Here is an 18,027-nt window from a genome sequence, read left to right on the forward strand (position 1 = left end):
AAATGGCAGGTGCTACAGGTCGTAGGTAAAGGATTCGACGAAGGTATTGCCCGTCGCTGGCTTGCCTGCGCCTTGCGAAGTCAGGGCCACGCTGACGTCGGCCCGGGCATCACGCTTATCCTCGACGGCGCTATCGATGCGAATCTGATACCCGGCATCGATCAGGGTGTCTGCCAGCTCGACGCTGACTTTGAGGGTGTCGCCGCTGCCAACGCTGGCGCCGCTGACGCCGTCGTACTCGCTGGGGCTCATCTTGCTTCCACGGGCCCAGTCGGCCAGGTGCTTGTAGTACTTGGCCTTTTTGCCGGCCACCCAGAGGGTTTTCTGGTACTGGCCGCTGGCGTCGGTGACGTAGATCGCCAGGTACGCATCGTTGCCGCTGTAGCGCTTGAGCTGGGTCGTGAGGGTTATTTCACGGGCTTGAGCCAGCCCCGGCAGGATGATGGCACCGGCGAGGCAGGTTGTGGCGATGATTTTTTTCATGGGAGGTGTCCTTTTGATCGTTGGGGCGAGAGCCTGGACCTGCTTGCTGACAGCAACCTGAATGGCAGGATCAACGCGTCGAAATGTCACGGTGCGGGAGCAGGGGCGAGGTAGGCGCTGGCATCGTCATCGTCCCGGAAGTAGATCTCGAGCTTGCGCAGGTGCAGCGACGCCGGGGCGTAGCGGGCTTCGATGACATTGCCCTGGCGGTCCAGGCCCTTGAGCTTGTAACAGCCGTCGTCGACCTTGATGCGCTGCACCGTCCAGCCGTACCGCTGTTCCACCTGCAGGCGCAGGGTTTCCCGTGGCTGCCAGTCGTTGACTGGTTCGCCGCAGTCGTCATCGGCCAAGGCGTAACCGTTGGCCAGCACACTTATCAGCGCAGTGCTGGCGATAAAACCTGATTTCATGATCTGTCTCCCGCCGGGGGCTTCGTTGTGGGCATACCCTACGGTGCATTCCTGACAGCCAGCTGAATCTTCAGATTCACGTCAGGTAAGGCCGCTAAGGTGCGGCACACCACGATTACAGGAGCTGCCCGATGCGGGTTTTATTGGTTGAGGACTCGCCAAGATTGGGGGATGCGGTGCGCGAACAGATCGCCGATGACGGCCATGCCGTTGACTGGGTGCAGAACCTTGCCCAAGCACGCAGCAGCGTGAGCACGACCGCTTATGACCTGATCCTACTTGACTTGATGTTGCCGGACGGCCGAGGGCTGGATTTCCTGCGTCAGCGGCGCAGCGCAGGTGACGCGACTGCGGTGATCATCCTGACGGCCCAGGACCAGATCTCTGATCGAATCGCCGGCCTCAATGCCGGCGCCGACGATTACCTGGTCAAACCCTTTGATCTGTTTGAACTGTCGGCCCGTGTGGCTGCGGTGGCTCGTCGTTACAGCGGTAACCCCAATCCCCAGATCAGGCTCGGTGAGCTGCACGTCGACATGACGGCCCGTACGTTGCATCGGGCCGGCATGGCCGTGGACCTCACGGCCCGGGAATGGGCGCTGTTGGAGGCATTCATCCAGCGTCCAGGCGCGCTGCTGTCCAAGGGGCAACTCGAAGATCGGCTGTACGCCTTCGGCGCCGAAATCGAAAGCAACACGATCGAGGTCTATATCAGTCGATTGCGCAAGAAACTCGGGCGCGACCTGATCGAGACCGTGCGGGGCATGGGTTACCGGATGGTGTCGGCATGAAGACGACCTTCAGCCTGCAAAAACGTCTGGGCCTGGGACTGACGCTGGGCATGACGTTGCTCTGGCTGATGGCGACAATCGGCACTTGGCGCGGGGTGCAACATGAGCTGAACGAGGCCTTTGACAGCGCACTTGAGGAGACCGCCCAACGCATCCTCCCCCTGGCCGTGCTGGAAATCAGCAACCGGGAAAACCCGGGGGAGGTGCAACAGGTTGCCACCCTGAAGATGCACAAGGAGCACCTGACTTATCTGGTGCGCGATGCCGCAGGCAAGGTCCTGATGCAGTCCCACGATGCCAACCCGAAGGTATTCAGCAAACATCCGATTGAAGGTTTCTCCACGACTGGAAAGTACCGTCTGTATGGCGCCAGTGCGCTGCGTGAGACGGTATTCATCGAAGTCGCCGAGCCGTTGCGCCATCGCCGCGAGGCCGCACGACAGGCCTTGTTTACCTTGTTGTGGCCGTTATTGGCGCTGGTCCCCATCAGCCTGTTGGGGACCTGGCTATTGGTGCGCATGAGCCTGGGCAGCGTGCTGGCCTATCGTTACGCGGTAGAGGCCCGCGGCGTGGGTGATCTGTCGCCGATCAAGGTGTCGCGCCTGCCGGCAGAAATCAACCCCTTGGCGGATGCGGTAAACCGCCTGCTGGAGCGCTTGCGCAAGGCCCTGGAGGCCGAACGCAGCTTCACTGCCAATAGCGCACATGAGCTGCGTACACCCTTGGCCGCAACATTGGCGCAAGTCCAGCGGCTGTACCAGGAGGCCCCTGAAGGTCCGTTGCGTTTGCGTGCAAAAAAGATCGAAAGCGCTTTGCGCGAATTGGCCCGGTTATCGGAAAAACTCATGCAATTGGCCAAGGCTGAAGGGGGCGGACTGCTCTCGCAAGCGCCCCAGGACCTGGTCCCATTATTGGCTCACGTGGTGGATGAGTGGCGGCACAACAACACCTGTCAGATCGCGCTGCAACTTCCTGCCCAGGCGCATGTGTATTCGACTGTCGACCCGGACGCCTTCGGCATTCTGTTGCGCAATCTGATCGAGAACGCATTGAAGTACGGTGCGATGGATCAACCCATCGAAGTCACCCTCACGGACCAGGCACTGCTGCGGGTGATCAATGCCGGACCGGTGGTGCCGGTAGCCGTCCTGCAGCACCTGACCGAACGTTTCGTGCGCGGCCAGAGCGAAATCAGTGGGTCGGGATTGGGGTTGGCGATCGTCAAGACGATCGTGCAGGGGATCAATGGGCGCATCGAACTGTTGTCTCCGGCAAAAGATCGGCAGGAGGGGTTCGAGGTTCGGGTCTGGCTACCGCTTGCCACTGTTGCCGCCGGCCATTCGTCAGCCAGCTAGCCCGGGCATTCTTGACAAGCAATCGACCTTGAGCAAATACTCGCACCCATATTCATATATATGACTAGATAACAAGGTGAGCAAGGTCAATGAAATCTCTCTCCAGTGATGCCCGTCTGCCGCTGTATCAACGTTTACGCGACCAATTGGCTGAACAGATCGCCAATAACCGCTGGCGTCCGGGGGAGGCGATTCCTACTGAGGCGGCACTTTCGGCCGAATACCAGTTGTCTACCGGCACGGTGCGCAAGGCCATCGATGCATTGGTCAGCGAGGGCGTCCTGGAGCGCCAGCAGGGGCGCGGCACCTTCATTCGCCGGCCGCAATTTCAATCGTCGCTGTTCCGGTTTTTCCGCTTTCAAAGCGCTTCAGGCGAACGCCGGGTTCCCGAGAGCCGGATCCTGTCCGTGGAACCGGTGGCCGCGCCTTCGGCGGTGGCCCAGGCGCTGGGGTTGCCGGCGGATGCGCCGGTGATTCGCATTGTGCGGGTGCGTTTGCTGGAAGTTACGCCGGTGCTCGCCGAAGAAATCTGGCTGCCCCGCGACCGTTTCCAACCCTTGCTCGAGATCGACCTGAGTCAAAAAGGACCGCTGCTTTATCCCATCTATGAAGAAACCTGCGGCCAGGTGGTCGCCTATGCCGAAGAAACCCTCACCGCCGAATCGGTGAATGAGGTGTACGCGCGGCTGCTGCAGGTGCCGGTCAACAGCCCGGTGGTGGTGATCGAGCGTCTGGCGCGGGACTACGCCGGCAATCCCCTGGAGTGGCGACGCTCGCGCGGGCATGCCGAGCATTTCCGCTACCGCGTGGAAATCCGCTGACCCCACCGGGCTAGCGGCGAGTCGGTCGCCGCAGTCCTTATCGTTTTGTTTGCCATGACTGGCCCTGTAGCGGCGCGGTTCGCTCTCGGCTGCCTTTCGTTCCACCCATAAGGATAAAAATCATGTTCAGTTGGTATCGCCAAGTCACTGCGCGGGAGCGCAAAACGTTTTGGGCGTGTTTCGGCGGATGGTCGCTCGACGCGCTGGAAGTACAGATGTTCGGCCTGGCGATACCGGCGTTGATCGCCGCGTTTGCCCTGACCAAGGGCGATGCCGGGCTGGTCAGCGGCGTGACCCTGGTCACTTCGGCCATTGGCGGCTGGGTCGGCGGGACGCTGTCGGACCGTTACGGGCGGGTGCGCACGCTGCAGTGGATGATCTTGTGGTTTTCCTTCTTTACCTTCCTGTCGGCGTTCGTCACCGGCTTCCACTCGTTGTTGATCGTCAAGGCGCTACAGGGCTTCGGGATCGGCGGGGAATGGGCCGCCGGTGCGGTATTGATGGCCGAGACCATCAACCCCAAGTACCGCGGCAAGGTCATGGGCACGGTACAAAGCGCCTGGGCGGTGGGTTGGGGGCTGGCGGTCGGCGTCTTTACCTTGATCTACTCCCTCGTGCCGCAAGACATGGCCTGGCGGGTGATGTTCATCGTCGGCCTGCTGCCGTCGTTCCTGATCATCTGGGTGCGCCGCAACGTTGAAGAGCCCGACAGTTTCCAGCGCCTGAAAAAAGACAACGTCATCCCGCAGAGTTTCTTCAAGTCCCTGGGCGGTATCTTTCGCCCCGAGCTGATCCGCGTGACCTTGTTTGGCGGGCTGTTGGGTTTGGGGGCGCACGGCGGTTACCACGCGGTGATGACCTGGCTGCCGACCTTCCTCAAGACCGAACGCAACCTGTCGGTGCTCAACTCCGGCGGCTACCTGGCGGTGATCATCTTCGCTTTCTGGTGCGGCTGCGTGGTCAGTGGCTTGTTGATCGATCGTATCGGACGTCGCAAGAACATCGTGCTATTCGCGCTGTGCTGCGTGGTGACCGTGCAGTGTTATGTGTTCCTGCCGTTGAGCAACACCCAGATGCTGTTCCTGGGGTTCCCGCTCGGCTTCTTTGCAGCGGGCATTCCGGCGAGCCTCGGGGCGTTTTTCAACGAGCTGTACCCGGCAGATGTGCGCGGCGCCGGCGTGGGGTTCTGCTACAACTTCGGCCGGGTGCTTTCGGCGGTGTTCCCGTTCCTGGTCGGGCACATGAGTGACTCCATGTCCCTGGGCTCGGCCATTGGCATCGACGCCGGGATTGCCTACGGCGTGGCGGTGATCGCGGCGCTTTGCCTGCCGGAAACCCGCGGTCGCAGCCTGGAAGCCACTGCTGCATCGGCCTCTGTGGTTGAGCGTGATAGCCAGGGCGCCCGAACCTGATTTCCCTTATTTTCGATAGATGAAACCCATGGTTGATACCCGTACTACGCCGATCACCGGCATTGACTGTCACGCCCACGTATTCAGCCGCGGGCTGGAACTCGCGGCTGTCCGGCGCTACACACCCGACTATGACGCCACGCTGGCCCAGTACCTGGGCCATCTGCACGCCCACGGCTTGAGTCATGGCGTGTTGGTGCAGCCGAGTTTTCTCGGCACGGATAACCGCTATTTGCTGGCCGCGCTACGGCAAGCGCCAGAGCGTTTGCGCGGGGTCGTGGTGGTGGCGCGAGACGTCAGCCGGGCCGAGCTGGACGACATGGCCCGCTTGGGCGTGGTCGGTGTTCGCTTGAATTTGATGGGCGAGGCCTTGCCTGATTTTCGCGACCCTACCTGGAAAGGCTTTCTGGGCCACATCGCAGAGCTGGATTGGCATGTCGAGTTGCATGCCAACCTGGCGGACTTGCCGGGGCTGATGGGACAACTGTTGTCATTGGGCATCAAACTGGTGGTCGATCACTTCGGTCGCCCGGATGCGCGTTTGGGGCTGGATCAACCTGGCTTTGCCCAATTGATGGAACTGGGGCAGGGCGGACAGGTGTGGATGAAGGTGTCCGGCATCTATCGATTGGGCGCTACAGCCCCGCGGAACCTTGAATTCGCCCGCGCCTCGTTGACGTTGCTGGAACACCACTTCGGCCCCGAGCGCCTGGTGTGGGGCAGCGACTGGCCGCACACGCAGCATGAAGAACATGTCGGTTTCGAAACGGTGATGGGGCAGTTGCGCGCATTGGAATGTGCGGCGCCACTTAAGCGGGCGTTAATGGTCCAGGCACCCCAGGCACTGTTCAAGTTTTGAGGCGCGAGGCTGTGACGTCGATTTTTCCTGAACTCGCCCGGTGAATAGGGATCTAGACTCCATTGATGCCCTGTGAAAGGTTTCAGCCAGGCGGTTTGAGGATGACTGATGTCGAACATTGAAGAGCTTTCCAGGGAAACGCGTACACCAAGCGAGTACGAAAGCTTGATCGCGATGGGGACGAGCGCACTCGATGCCATCCCCAGTGCGGTGTACCTCTGTGATCGCCAGGGGTGGCTCGTCAGGTACAACAGCGAGGCGGCCGAGCTGTGGGGAAGGGCGCCGGCACTTGGAGAGAACGGTGACCGTTTCTGCGGCGCTCATCGACTGTTCCTGACCGACGGCACACCGCTGGCATTCGAACACTGCCCAACAGCGTTGGCGCTCAATACCGGCATTGCCTCGCGCAATCAGGAAGTGCTCATCGAGCGCCCGGATGGCTCGCGGTTCGTGGCGCTGATGAATATCCGCGCCCTCAGGGATTGCCGAGGCGTCATTCAAGGGGTGATCAACTGCTTCCAGGACGTCTCGGCGCACCACGCCATGGCCGAAGAGCTTCGCCGCAAGAGCGCCGACCTGGAAGACTTTTTCGAGAACAGCGCGGTGGGCCTGCATATCGTCAGCGGCGAAGGCATCATCCTGCGCGCCAACAAGGCAGAGCTGACGCTGCTGGGCTATTCGGCCGACGAGTACATTGGCCGCCACATCACCGATTTTCATGTCGACGAGCCGGTCATTGGCGACATCCTCACCAAGCTGGGCAGCGGCGACTGCCTGGAAAGCTATCCGGCGCGACTGAGGGCAAAGGACGGCTCGATCAAGCATGTCATGATCACTTCCAATGGCCGGTTCGAAGACGGAAAACTCTTCAATACGCGCTGTTTCACCATCGACAGGAGCGGTGTCCATGCGGCCGAGGCGGCGCGCCAGGACAGCGATGACCGGCTTGCGGCGACCTACGAGGCGGCGACCATCGGTATTGCCGAGGCCGGTGTCGACGGTCGCTTGCTCCGCGTTAACGATGCCCTGTGCAACATGCTGGGGCGCTCGCGGGAAGAGCTCCTGTCGATGACATTCCTGGACTATACCCACCCCGATTGCATCCCGCAGGACGCGGGGTTGTACGCCCGCCAGGTGGCCGGTGAGCTGGATAACTACGTGTTGCGCAAGCGCGCCGTGAAGCCCGATGGCGAGGTGGTTTACCTCGACATCCACAGTTCCTCGGTGAGGGACGCCAGCGGTACGTTTCGTTATGGCGTGCGGGTGTTGCAGGACGTCACGCTGGCGCGGCGGATGGAAAACCAGGTCCGCGAGAGCGAACGGCACATGCGCAATCTTCTCGAGGCGTTGCCTGCCGCGGTGTACACCACCGACGCCGATGGCCGCATCACCTTCTACAATCGCGCCGCTGTCGAACTGTCGGGGCGCATGCCTCAATTGGGCGACATGTGGTGCGTGACCTGGAGGCTGTTCAATACGGACGGAACCGCCCTACCTCACGATCAATGCCCGATGGCGGTGGCCCTGAAGGAAAACCGGCCGATACGCGGCGTCGAGGCCGTTGCAGAACGGCCGGACGGTAGCCGCGTTCCGTTCACGCCTTATCCCACGCCTTTGCATGATGCTGACGGAAACCTGGTGGGCGCCATCAACATGCTGGTCGACATCTCCGAGCGAAAGCAGGCGGAGAATCGGCAGAAGACGCTGATCGATGAACTCAATCACCGGGTCAAGAACACCCTGGCCACGGTGCAATCGCTGGCAGCCCAGACGGCGCGCAATGCCGAGGATGCGAAAGACGGCTACAGGCGTTTCGAGGCAAGACTCCTGGCGTTGTCGCGGGCACACGATCTCTTGACGAAACGGCATTGGGGGCAGACGCCGCTCGATACCCTGGCCCACGAAGTGCTGATGCCGGTGTTTGGGCATGAGCCTGGCCGCATCGTGATTGAAGGCCCTTCTGCAGACGTCAGCACTCGCGTGGCGCTCAATCTTACGATGACCCTCAATGAATTGGCGATCAACGCGCTGAAATATGGGGCGATGTCGGTCGAGACCGGGACGCTTGCAGTCACTTGGCACCTGCAAGCCCAGGCGGACGGAACGTTGCTGACCCTCGACTGGCGCGAACAAGGAGGACCGCCGGTATCACCGCCGGAACGGGAAGGGCTGGGTTCGCGCTTGATGCAGCGTTGCATCGAGCGCGACTTGGCCGGCAAGTTCGACCTTACCTACGCTCCGCAAGGCGTTTGCTGCCGCTTTTCGTTCCTGATTGGGGTGACCGGGGCATGAGCCCATTTGCTGGCGTCAGGGTGCTGGTCGTCGAGGACGAAGGCGCGGTTGCCCTGTTGATCGAGGACATGCTGGAGGAGTTCGGCTGCGAAGTGGTGGCCTCAGTCGCCCGGCTCGCTGCAGCACGTGACAAGGCCGGCTCGGTGCAGGTTGATCTGGCGATCCTGGACGTCAACCTGGCTGGCGAGCGCGTTTTTCCGGTGGCCGAAATCCTTCGCGGTCGCCATATTCCCTTCCTGTTCAGCACTGGATACGGCGCCAGCGGACTGCCAGCCGAATACGCCGGCTGCCCGGTCCTGCATAAGCCATTTTCGCAAAGTGAGTTGCAGCAGAAAATTGCCGTTACGCTGATGGGGGCTCGCGAAAGCGCCTTGTCTGCCAGCACCGATGTCGACTGACCCGCCGCCATCGCGAGCAAGCTCGCTCCCACAATGGATCTTGGGTGTGACCACGATCTGAATCAATCCAGCATCCCCCTGTGGGAGCGAGCTTGCTCGCGATGGCGGCCCGACATTCAGCACCGATCCCCACTGATCCAACACCCTCCCCAGCAGGCCCAGTCCCGGTGTTCAAGCAGCCCTCGACAAGACGTTGCCCCTGGACTGTGCTAAATCTCTTACCGGCAACCCACCTCTCCAAACCCATTCAAGGAGTGATCATGAGTCTCCACGGTCATTACGATCCGCAGAACATCTTTGCGCTGATCCTTCGCGGCGATGCGCCGTGCTACAAGATTTACGAAGACGCCGATGTATTGGCCTTCCTGGATCTCTTCCCCCAATCGCGCGGCCATGTCCTGGTCATCCCCAAAGCCTCCCAGGCGCGAAATATCCTCGAGGTCGAGCCCGCCGTCCTGGGCGCGATGATGTCTGCCGTGCAGCGCCTGACGCGGATCATCGTGGACGAATTGCAGCCGGACGGGGTCCAGGTCGCGCAGTTCAATGGTGCTGTGGCCGGGCAGACGGTCTACCACATTCACATGCACATCATTCCTCGTTGGGACGGTGAGGCGCCCGGTGTGCATGGCAGGGGCAAGGCGGATCCCGAGGAGCTGGAAGCACTCCAGGCGCGTCTGGTCGAGCGCATTCGCTCGCAAGCCTGACGCTGGGCAAGCACTCATCAGGGGTAACGGCGCATCAGTTCCCGTGCCCCTGGCTGTTGCGGATCAACTCATATGCCCGACGCACCAATGGGTTGACGGTATTCGGCCGAATCCACAGGTGATAAGTCACGTCCGGCAGCCGCGGTAAACCATCGTTTTCGCCCAATACCCGCATGTCCGGACCGAGCATTTCCATGCTGCGGGGCGTGACGCCCAAACCCGCCCGGGTCGCGGCCTTGATGCCGATCAGGTTCGAGGCCAGGTAGGCCTGGCGCCAGGGAATATTGGCGCGTTCGAGCGCCTCGAGGGCATAGCGGCGATAGATGCTGGGCTCGTCCACGAGGATCAGCGGCAACGGCTCGCCGGGGTTGTGAAGGTACTGGGCCGAACAGATCCACCACACCGGCGAGGTGCGCAAGGCGAAGCCTTCAAGGCTCGGGTCCTGGCGGGTGGAAATGATCATGTCGACCTTGCCGCGATGCAGGTCGTCCATCAGGAACGGGCTGCGCCCGACATCGATTTCCAGGCGCAGGCGCGGTGCCGAGCGGGCGATGTGGCTGAGGATCGGCGGCAGGATGGTGTCGGCGATGTCGTGGGGCGAACCGATGCGCAGCACGCCGCTGAGGCTGCTTTCACGCAGGGAATTGAGAGCGTCATCGTTGAGCGACAGCATCTGCCGCGCATGCCGCAGCAATTGCTGGCCCGCTTCCGTCAGTTGTTTTTGTCGCCCGCGCTTTTCGAACAGGCTCACCCCTACCTGCTGCTCCAGGCGTTGCATGTGCTGGGTTACCGACGATTGCGTGCGGGACAGTTGGGCGCCTGCTTCGGCAAAGCTGTGGTGATCGACCACGGCGATGAAGGTGCGCAGCAATTCGAGATCGAGGGTCGACATTGGAGGTGGCTTCATATCAAGGGTGCAAACCTAAACATTACAGATTTTTATGCATCGAGGGGAGGTCTACGGCTCATGGTTTGCTGTAGGCCAGTAAAACAGCGGTTATACGTTTTTTGCCTGGAAACAAAACCCTGAGAGTTATAACGATATTAGATATTTGAATTTCCTTTGCCTCTAAGCGCTACCTAGGATGCCCACTCATCAGGCCGGGAGACGCCGGCCATCCATGAGGGGAAATCCATGTTGCTCGAGCGCTCACCCGTAAAACGATTGCTGCCTGTCATGCTGGGCGCCTTGATCTCATTGTCGGCCGTCAATATCGCCCGGGCCGATGCCACCCTGGACAAGATCGAGCAACGCCACGAACTGGTGGTCGGAGTGCTGCTGTCCGGTGGCCCCTTTGGCGGCATCGACCCCGCCAGCCAAAAACCGCGCGGGTTTAACGTCGACCTCGCCCAGGAATTGGGCCGGCAACTGGGCGCCGAGGTGCAACTGGTACCAGTATTGCCCGCCAACCGCGTGCAGTTCCTGCAGCAGGGCAAAGTCGATGTGCTGATTGCCAATATGGAATGGACTGCCGAGCGCGGTGAAATCCTCGGGTTCGTGCCCACGCCGTTCTACCGCGTCGGAGGCACCGCAGCGGTACTCAAGGACAGCACGATCAGCCGCTGGGAAGACCTGAAGAATCAACCGGTGTGCACCTCCCAGGGCAGCAGCTACATCAAGCCGCTCACTGAGTTGGGCGCCCAGATCAAGGCCTTCAAGAGCTCCTCGGAATCACTCCTGGCACTGCGTGGCAATAACTGCGTTGCGGCGGTGCACGACGCCACGCTGATCAACCCGCTGATTGCCGACAACGCCGAATGGCAGGGCTACCGCGCGCTGAGCCCGGAATTGAACCCGGCACCCTCGGTGATCTGGACGCGCAAAGGCGAAAGCGATACCCAGGCCAGGCTCGATCCAATCATCAAACAGTTGCACCGCAGCGGTTGGCTGATCGACGCCCAGACCCGTAACCGCATCACCCCGGCGTCGCCGGCCCTGGTGGAGTTGCAGAAACAGTTCCAGGCCAACGGCGCCTGAGGGGCGTCCCGCCTGCCTTTTCTCTCAACGACCGACGCTCAAGGTAATCGCCCATGACTTCATTTTTCGCCCCACGAACCCTGGTGAGCCTGTGCCTGGCGTGGTCCGTCGGCTGCGCTACGAGCCTGGCCCAGGCGGATGCTACGCTGGACCGGATCGAGCAACGCCATGCCATCAGCGTCGGGGTGATGCTCAGTGGTGCGCCGTTCGGCACCATTGACCCCAAGACCGGCGAGCACCTGGGCTACAACGTCGAGTTGGCCCAGGGCATCGGCAAGGCGCTGGGCGTGGAGGCCCAGACGGTGTCGGTGCTGGCGCCGAACCGCGTGCAATTCCTGCAACAGGGCAAGGTCGACATCCTGATCGCCAACATGCAGTTCACTGAAGAGCGTGGCGAGATTCTCGATTACGTGCCGACGCCTTATGAAGAGGTCGGTGGCGCGGCGTTGATTCGCAACGGCTCCGGCATCAGCCAGTGGGCCGATCTAAAAGGCAAACCGGTGTGCGTGTCCCAGGGCAGCAACTTCATCAAGCCCCTGCAGGAAACCTACGGCGCGCAGATCAAGGCGTTTCGCAGCCAGTCCGAGTCGCTGTTGTCGTTGCGCGGCAATGGCTGCGTGGCAGCGGTGCATGTGAGCCCGACCCTGCATGCGCTGTTGAGCGAAGCCGAATGGGCAGACTATGAAATTCCGCTGCCGGGGGATCTGATCCCGTCGAATTCGGTGATCTGGCTGCGCAAGGGCGAGCACGATACCCAGGCAAAACTCGATGCCATCGTGCGCGAGTGGCATCGCAGCGGCTGGTTGATCGAACTGGGCGAGCGCACCGGTATGGCGCCGTCCCAGGCCCTGCGTGATCTGCATGCCAAGTACAGCAATGCCGCCCCCTTGGCCGCGCAACCATGAGCCAGTCGTTGTTTGTGGCATTGCAGGCACTGGTCGGCACCAGGCATGTGCAGAGCAGCGAAGACGCCGCGCCGTACCTGACCGACAAGCAGGGTCGTTACGTCGGCCAGGTGATTGCCGCCGTACACCCGGCCAGCACCGAAGAGGTCGCTGCGGTAGTCCGGGCTTGCGCTGCGGCCGATACGCCCGTGGTGGTGCAGGGCGGCAACACCGGACTGATGGGCGGCGCCACCCCGGACGCCAGCGGCCGCGCCGTGTTGCTGTTGCTCGACCGAATGAATCGGGTTCGCGCCGTGGACACCGACAACGACACCCTGACCGTCGAGGCGGGCTGCATCCTGCAAGCCGTCCAGGACGTTGCCCGCGAAGCCGGACGTCTGTTTCCCTTGAGCCTCGGCGCCGAAGGCAGTTGCACCCTCGGCGGCAACCTGGGCACCAACGCTGGCGGCACCGCGGTGCTGCGCTATGGCAATACCCGCGAACTGACCCTGGGCCTGGAAGTCGTGACTGCCCAAGGTGAGATCTGGAACGGCCTGCGCGGCTTGCGCAAGGACAACACCGGCTACGACCTGCGGGACCTGTTCATCGGCAGCGAAGGCACCCTCGGCATTATCACCGCTGCGACCCTGAAGCTGTTTCCACTGCCCAAGGCCCAGGCTACCGCGCTACTGGCGTTCGACTCGTTGGAGCAGGCAGTGGCCTTGCTGTCCCACGCCCGCGCCGGTTTTGGTGCCAGCCTGACGGCGTTCGAGTTGCTCAGTGCCGAGTGCCTTGCGCTATTGCACGAGCAGTTTCCCGACGGGCCGCGACCTTTCTCTGGCACTCGCTGGCCTTGGTTCGCGCTGTTGGAACTGTCCGATAACCACAGCGAAAGCCATGCACGGGAAGTCTTCGAGCAGGTGCTGGGTGAGGCCTTCGAGCAGCAGCTGCTGGCCGATGCGCTGATCGCTGAAAACCTCGTCCAGAGCCAGGCGTTCTGGCAGTTGCGCGAAAACATGAGCGATGCGCAAAAGCGCGCCGGTCGAAACATGAAACATGACATCTCGGTGCCGATTTCCCAGGTCGTGGCGTTCGTTGCCCATACCGATGCGCTGCTGCAAGAGCATTTCCCCGGCGTACGGCACTACACCTTCGGACACCTGGGCGACGGCAACCTGCATTACAACGTTGCCCATCCGCTGGACTCCACGGTTGATGCGCACATGGCCCATTACGCGGCGCTCAGCCAGCTAGTCCACGACAGTGCCCATGCCCACGGTGGCTCGATCAGTGCCGAACACGGTATCGGCCAGCGCAAGGTGAATGTACTGGGGCGCTACAAAAGTGCGGTGGAACTGGATCTGATGCGGCGGATCAAGCAGGCGCTTGATCCGCGCAACCTGCTCAACCCGGGCAAGGTTCTGGAGAACACGCGGCCATGACCCTTTACCTGTCCAAGCGCGTGCAACGGGTCTCGTTGTCAGCCAATGCCGCCGCCAAGTCCCGGGCCACGGCCCTGCGCGAGGCCGGTCGCGACGTCCTCGACCTGACCACCGGCGAGCCGGATTTCGATACGCCAGCGCACATCAAGCAGGCCGCCTATGCCGCCATTGCCGCTGGCGCCACCAAGTACACGCCGACGCCGGGCGTGAAGGCCTTGCGTGTGGCCGTGCAACGCAAGCTGCGCACGGAAAACCAGTTGGGCTATCCGCTGGAGTCCATCGTGATTGCCAACGGTGCGAAACAGATCATCTTCAATGCCTTCGCCGCCACCCTCGATGACGGCGACGAAGTGTTGGTGCCGACGCCGTACTGGCCGTCCTTCCCGGACAGCGTGCGCTTCAACGGTGGTGAGCCGGTGTTCATCGAGTGCGGGTTGGAGCAGGGCTGCAAGCTCACGCCGCAACAGCTTGAGCAACACATCGGTGAGCGCACGCGCTGGCTGATCCTCAACAGCCCCGGCAACCCCAGTGGCGCGGTGTACAGCGAGGCCGAACTGCAAGGCTTGGCCCAGGTGTTGCGGCGCCATCCCCACGTGCTGATTCTGCTGGATGAACTCTACGAGCACATTCGTTTCGACGGGCGTGCGGCCCAGAGCCTGCTCAACGTCGCGCCGGATTTGCAAGCACGCTGCTTGTTGGTGGGCGGGGTATCGAAGACCTATGCCATGACCGGCTGGCGCGTCGGTTTCGGTGCCGGGCCGCAGGCGCTGACCGATGCCATGACCGTGGTGCAATCGCAATCCACCTCCGGAGCTTCCTCGGTCGGCCAGGCAGCGGCGTTGGCGGCGTTCGAGGGTGGGCTGGATTTCCTCCCGGAACAGGTCGCGGCCTATCGTCAGCGCCGTGATGTGCTGGTGAGCGCATTACGCAATATCGAGGGCCTTGAAGTCCTCGAGCCTCAAGGCGGTTTTTTCGTGTTTGTGTGCTGTGCCGGGTTGTTGGGGCGTTATCGCCCGGACGGTCAGCGGCTGGAGCACGATGCCGATGTCGTTGCGTACCTGCTGGACGAGGGTGTCGCTGGCGTCGCGGGCAGTGCCTATGGCTTGTCGCCGTGGTTTCGCCTGTCCATCGCCACGGCGACCGAAACCGTCGCCGAAGCGGGCCGTCGTATTGCTTTCGCCTGCGGGCAATTGAGGGGCGAGCCATGAGCCATTGGCTGGAACAATTCGTCCATTGGAGCGCCGGGCTCGGCCTCAACTACAACTTTTTGCTCGATGCCTATCAGCGCGGCACATTGGAGCAGGGCGCGTTGACCACGGTGCTGTTGTGCCTGCTGACCATCGTCGGCAGCCTGCTGGCGGGGGTCGGTCTGGCGGCGCTGTTGACCTCAGGCAAGCCCTGGCTCGCCAGGCCTGCGCGGGTGTTTGTCGAAGTCACTCGCAACACGCCAACCCTGGTGCAGCTGTATTGCGCCTTCCTGGTGCTGAACATGTTGCTGACCGAGGCCGTCGGCGCGGCCAACCCACTGACACCCTTCGCCTGGGTGGTGATCGTGATCTCGCTGCACAAGGGTGCGTTCCATGCCGAGGCGCTGCGGGCCGGTATTGAAGCGGTTCCCGCGGTGACCCTGGAGGCGGCCAGTTCGCTGGCCTTCAACAACCGCCAATTGTTATGGAACGTGCAACTGCCCCTGGCCCTGCGTTTTGCCTTGCCGTCGCTGATCAACAACCTGATCGACCTGGTGAAGATGACCGCGGTGGCCTCGGCCATCGCCGTGGGCGACATCACCTACGCGGCCATCATGATCTGGACCCAGAGCGATAACGTGCTGGAGCTGATGATCCTGATCCTGGCTTTTTTCGGCCTGTTGAGTTTCACCGTCAATTGCGTGGGGCGCTACCTCGAAGCGCGCCTGAGGATGCCCGGCTATGGCCATTGATTCGTCCGTTATCGCGCCGCTGACTTGGCCGCGTCGACATTTCGGTAAAGTGCTGCTGGGGGTGGGGGCGCTGTCCTGGCTGGTGTATTTCGCCCCGCACAGCCCGGTGCTCAAGGCCTTGCTGCAATGGTCGCCGGCCTTGGCCGCAGGGTTCGGCCAGAACATTCTCATCAGCCTGCTGGCCATTGGGCTGGGTTCTGTCGCGGGGCTGTTGGTCGGCGCGATGGTGCTGTCGCCCCTGCGCCTGCTGCGCTGGCCGGCGCGGATCTGGGTGCAGATATTCCGCAACGCGCCCTGGCTGGTGCTGATCTATTTCACCACGTATGTGTTCCCGTTCGAGATTCGTATCGGCAGTGCCTATGTCGCGTTCCCCGATTGGGTCAAGGTCACCCTTGGCCTGGCCTTGCCGGCCAGCGCCAATGTCGCGGAAGTCTTTCGTGGTGCTATCGCCTCGATCCCCAGCACCCAATGGGAGGCAGCGCGGTCCCTGGCGTTCACCCGTGGGCAGATTTTCCGCTCGATCATCCTGCCGCAGTGCTTCAAGCGCATGTTGCCGCCATGGATGAACCTCTACGCGGTGATCACCATGGGCACCGAGCTGGCGTCCCTGGTGGGCGTGCATGATGTGATCGACACCGCGCAGATCGCCAGCAACACCGTGAACCTGACCGGCTTCACCGTGGTGATCTACCTGAGCCTGCTGGTGCTGTTCTTTGCCTATTGCTACCCGATTTCCCGTCTTACCCAATACCTGGAGCGACGTTATGCCTTCTATTGAAACCGTCGCCGAACCCCTGGTCAGCCTGCGCGACCTGCACCTGTCGTTCGGCAGCAACCCGGTGCTCAAGGGCATTGACCTGGATGTGCGCCGTGGCGAGGCCGTGTCGATCATCGGCCCGTCCGGCTCGGGCAAGTCGACGATCCTGCGCTGCATCACCGGCCTGTTGCAGCCCCAGCGGGGCAGTATCCGCGTCGGTGCCACCGAGGTTCACGCGCTGGCTCAGGAAGCCCAGCGTATCGAACTGCGCAAGCGCGTCGGGTTTGTGTTCCAGCAGTACAACCTGTTCCCGCATCTGTCGGTCTTGGAGAACCTGGTGATTGCGCCGCGCAAGGTCCTGGGCCGCAATCGGGCCGCCGCCGAAAAAGACGCCCGAGCCTTGCTCGCCAAGGTGCGCATGGAGCACAAGGCTGACGCCTACCCGGGGCAGCTCTCCGGCGGCCAGCAACAACGGGTGGCGATTGCCCGCGCCCTAGCGATGCGTCCGGAGCTGATCCTGTTCGATGAAGTGACCTCGGCCCTGGATCCGGAAACCGTTGGCGAGGTGCTGACGGTGATTCGCGAGCTGACCGAAGAGGGCATGACCTGCGTACTGGTCACCCATGAAATGCGCTTCGCCGAGGAGATCAGCGATGTCGTCTATTTCACCGAAAACGGCGTGATCGTCGAGCACGGTAGCGCCGCGCGGATTTTCCAGCACCCCACCAGCGAGCGCACCCGGGAGTTTCTGCGTCATGCCTTGGGTGACCCGGGGCGACGGCCGCCCATCGCCGATGATCCTTACCTGTTGAGCAACCTGAGTCGCTACAGCCTGTCCGTCTGACTTTTTGTAAAAAATGGAGCCCGCCTCATGAGTATTTTCAACCGCCCAGATGTCATCGAAGACTTCCTGCAGAAAGTGCGCGTCATCCACCAGCGCGGTGTCGACCGCGCCGCCCTGACGGAGATCGTCGCCCTGCTGGAAGGCCTGGCCGAGCGCCGCGACCTGTTCAACTTCGACACCTTCCCCGCACCCGTGCCGGGGCAGGGCAGCACTGCGTTTCGCTATCGCCTCAATGACGACGGCGACACCCCGACGCTGTATCTGAACTCGCTGTTGCCGGGCAAAAGCACGCTGCCTCACAACCACGAAACCTGGGCGATCATCAGCGCCGTCGAAGGCCAGGAAATCAACTACGTCTACACCCGCGACGATGAAGGTCGCGAACCTGGCTACACCACGTTGCACCTGGAAAAAGAAGTGGTGGTGCAGCCCGGTACGTCCATCGCGTTCCTGGGTGACGACCTGCATGGCATTCGGGTCGCAGGCGAGCAACCGACCCTGCATTTGCATCTCTATGGCTTGCCGCTGGAATCGCTCAACGGCCGTTACGGCGTCGAAACCGACGGGCGCATCCTCAATTACAACGCCTCGCAAATGGCGCCGTCGATCAAGGCCTACGCCCACTGACGTCACCTCGCGTTCCAGTCATTCCATTTTT

The 18,027-nt window shown here is 62.0% G+C and carries 19 protein-coding genes; 16 read left to right on the top strand and 3 right to left on the bottom strand.

Annotated features, from left to right (window positions below; all coding sequences use genetic code 11):
• Positions 1 to 12 precede the first annotated feature (12 nt).
• Both LOY50_RS12730 and LOY50_RS12735 read right to left on the bottom strand, forming a co-directional pair.
• Positions 13 to 483, bottom strand: a complete 471-nt coding sequence (locus tag LOY50_RS12730; RefSeq protein ID WP_253474114.1) for a DUF2271 domain-containing protein — start codon at positions 481 to 483, stop codon at positions 13 to 15.
• Positions 484 to 569: 86 nt separating this feature from the next.
• Positions 570 to 893 carry a PepSY domain-containing protein gene (locus LOY50_RS12735; RefSeq protein ID WP_253474117.1) on the bottom strand — a complete coding sequence of 108 codons (324 nt, stop codon included), beginning with the start codon at positions 891 to 893 and terminating at the stop codon, positions 570 to 572.
• A gap of 131 nt (positions 894 to 1,024) precedes the next feature.
• On the opposite strand from LOY50_RS12735, the gene LOY50_RS12740 reads away from it, so the two are divergent.
• The 8 genes from LOY50_RS12740 to LOY50_RS12775 all read left to right on the top strand — a co-directional run bounded on the left by LOY50_RS12740 (position 1,025) and on the right by LOY50_RS12775 (position 9,525).
• Positions 1,025 to 1,684 (top strand): response regulator transcription factor, encoded by a 660-nt coding sequence (locus tag LOY50_RS12740; RefSeq protein ID WP_028237064.1) that lies wholly within the window; start codon positions 1,025 to 1,027, stop codon positions 1,682 to 1,684.
• On the top strand, positions 1,681 to 3,039 hold the full coding sequence (locus LOY50_RS12745) for a sensor histidine kinase (protein ID WP_258691034.1): 1,359 nt from the start codon (positions 1,681 to 1,683) through the stop codon (positions 3,037 to 3,039). Before LOY50_RS12740 ends, LOY50_RS12745 begins: the two co-directional genes overlap by 4 nt.
• 89 nt (positions 3,040 to 3,128) lie before the next feature.
• The gene (locus LOY50_RS12750; protein WP_258691035.1) at positions 3,129 to 3,860 is read left to right on the top strand and encodes a GntR family transcriptional regulator; all 732 of its coding nucleotides are present in this window, start codon (positions 3,129 to 3,131) and stop codon (positions 3,858 to 3,860) included.
• Between the two features lie 122 nt (positions 3,861 to 3,982).
• Entirely contained in the window at positions 3,983 to 5,272 is a 1,290-nt protein-coding gene (locus LOY50_RS12755; protein WP_258691036.1) for an MFS transporter, read from the top strand.
• Between the two features lie 28 nt (positions 5,273 to 5,300).
• Complete coding sequence (locus LOY50_RS12760; protein WP_258691037.1) at positions 5,301 to 6,131, top strand: amidohydrolase; 831 nt, start codon at positions 5,301 to 5,303, stop codon at positions 6,129 to 6,131.
• A gap of 108 nt (positions 6,132 to 6,239) precedes the next feature.
• The gene (locus LOY50_RS12765; protein WP_258691038.1) at positions 6,240 to 8,423 is read left to right on the top strand and encodes a PAS domain S-box protein; all 2,184 of its coding nucleotides are present in this window, start codon (positions 6,240 to 6,242) and stop codon (positions 8,421 to 8,423) included.
• Entirely contained in the window at positions 8,420 to 8,821 is a 402-nt protein-coding gene (locus LOY50_RS12770) for a response regulator (RefSeq protein WP_258691039.1), read from the top strand. Before LOY50_RS12765 ends, LOY50_RS12770 begins: the two co-directional genes overlap by 4 nt.
• A 260-nt stretch (positions 8,822 to 9,081) precedes the next feature.
• On the top strand, positions 9,082 to 9,525 hold the full coding sequence (locus LOY50_RS12775) for an HIT family protein (protein WP_258691040.1): 444 nt from the start codon (positions 9,082 to 9,084) through the stop codon (positions 9,523 to 9,525).
• 34 nt (positions 9,526 to 9,559) lie between these two features.
• Here the strand turns inward: LOY50_RS12775 and LOY50_RS12780 are convergent, their stop codons facing one another.
• Positions 9,560 to 10,417 carry a LysR substrate-binding domain-containing protein gene (locus tag LOY50_RS12780; protein WP_258691041.1) on the bottom strand — a complete coding sequence of 286 codons (858 nt, stop codon included), beginning with the start codon at positions 10,415 to 10,417 and terminating at the stop codon, positions 9,560 to 9,562.
• Between the two features lie 243 nt (positions 10,418 to 10,660).
• Here LOY50_RS12780 and LOY50_RS12785 point away from each other — a divergent pair, with 243 nt between their 5' ends.
• From LOY50_RS12785 to LOY50_RS12820, 8 genes are read left to right on the top strand one after another with little or no spacing between them, the layout of a single operon-like run.
• Positions 10,661 to 11,503, top strand: coding sequence for a transporter substrate-binding domain-containing protein (locus LOY50_RS12785; RefSeq protein WP_258691042.1), 843 nt, complete (start codon positions 10,661 to 10,663; stop codon positions 11,501 to 11,503).
• Between the two features lie 53 nt (positions 11,504 to 11,556).
• Positions 11,557 to 12,408 (top strand): transporter substrate-binding domain-containing protein, encoded by an 852-nt coding sequence (locus tag LOY50_RS12790; RefSeq protein ID WP_258691043.1) that lies wholly within the window; start codon positions 11,557 to 11,559, stop codon positions 12,406 to 12,408.
• Positions 12,405 to 13,829, top strand: a complete 1,425-nt coding sequence (locus LOY50_RS12795; protein ID WP_258691044.1) for an FAD-binding oxidoreductase — start codon at positions 12,405 to 12,407, stop codon at positions 13,827 to 13,829. Before LOY50_RS12790 ends, LOY50_RS12795 begins: the two co-directional genes overlap by 4 nt.
• Positions 13,826 to 15,037, top strand: coding sequence for an aminotransferase class I/II-fold pyridoxal phosphate-dependent enzyme (locus LOY50_RS12800; RefSeq protein WP_258691045.1), 1,212 nt, complete (start codon positions 13,826 to 13,828; stop codon positions 15,035 to 15,037). The genes LOY50_RS12795 and LOY50_RS12800 overlap by 4 nt, the downstream gene beginning before the upstream one ends.
• Positions 15,034 to 15,768 (top strand): amino acid ABC transporter permease, encoded by a 735-nt coding sequence (locus LOY50_RS12805; protein WP_258691046.1) that lies wholly within the window; start codon positions 15,034 to 15,036, stop codon positions 15,766 to 15,768. Before LOY50_RS12800 ends, LOY50_RS12805 begins: the two co-directional genes overlap by 4 nt.
• Entirely contained in the window at positions 15,758 to 16,546 is a 789-nt protein-coding gene (locus LOY50_RS12810) for an amino acid ABC transporter permease (RefSeq protein WP_258691047.1), read from the top strand. Before LOY50_RS12805 ends, LOY50_RS12810 begins: the two co-directional genes overlap by 11 nt.
• Positions 16,533 to 17,369, top strand: coding sequence for an amino acid ABC transporter ATP-binding protein (locus LOY50_RS12815; protein ID WP_258691048.1), 837 nt, complete (start codon positions 16,533 to 16,535; stop codon positions 17,367 to 17,369). Before LOY50_RS12810 ends, LOY50_RS12815 begins: the two co-directional genes overlap by 14 nt.
• A 27-nt stretch (positions 17,370 to 17,396) precedes the next feature.
• The gene (locus tag LOY50_RS12820; RefSeq protein ID WP_258691049.1) at positions 17,397 to 17,996 is read left to right on the top strand and encodes a cysteine dioxygenase family protein; all 600 of its coding nucleotides are present in this window, start codon (positions 17,397 to 17,399) and stop codon (positions 17,994 to 17,996) included.
• The last annotated feature ends 31 nt before the right edge of the window (positions 17,997 to 18,027 follow it).

It is taken from the genome of Pseudomonas sp. B21-010 (assembly GCF_024749325.1).
GTDB lineage: Bacteria > Pseudomonadota > Gammaproteobacteria > Pseudomonadales > Pseudomonadaceae > Aquipseudomonas > Aquipseudomonas kilonensis.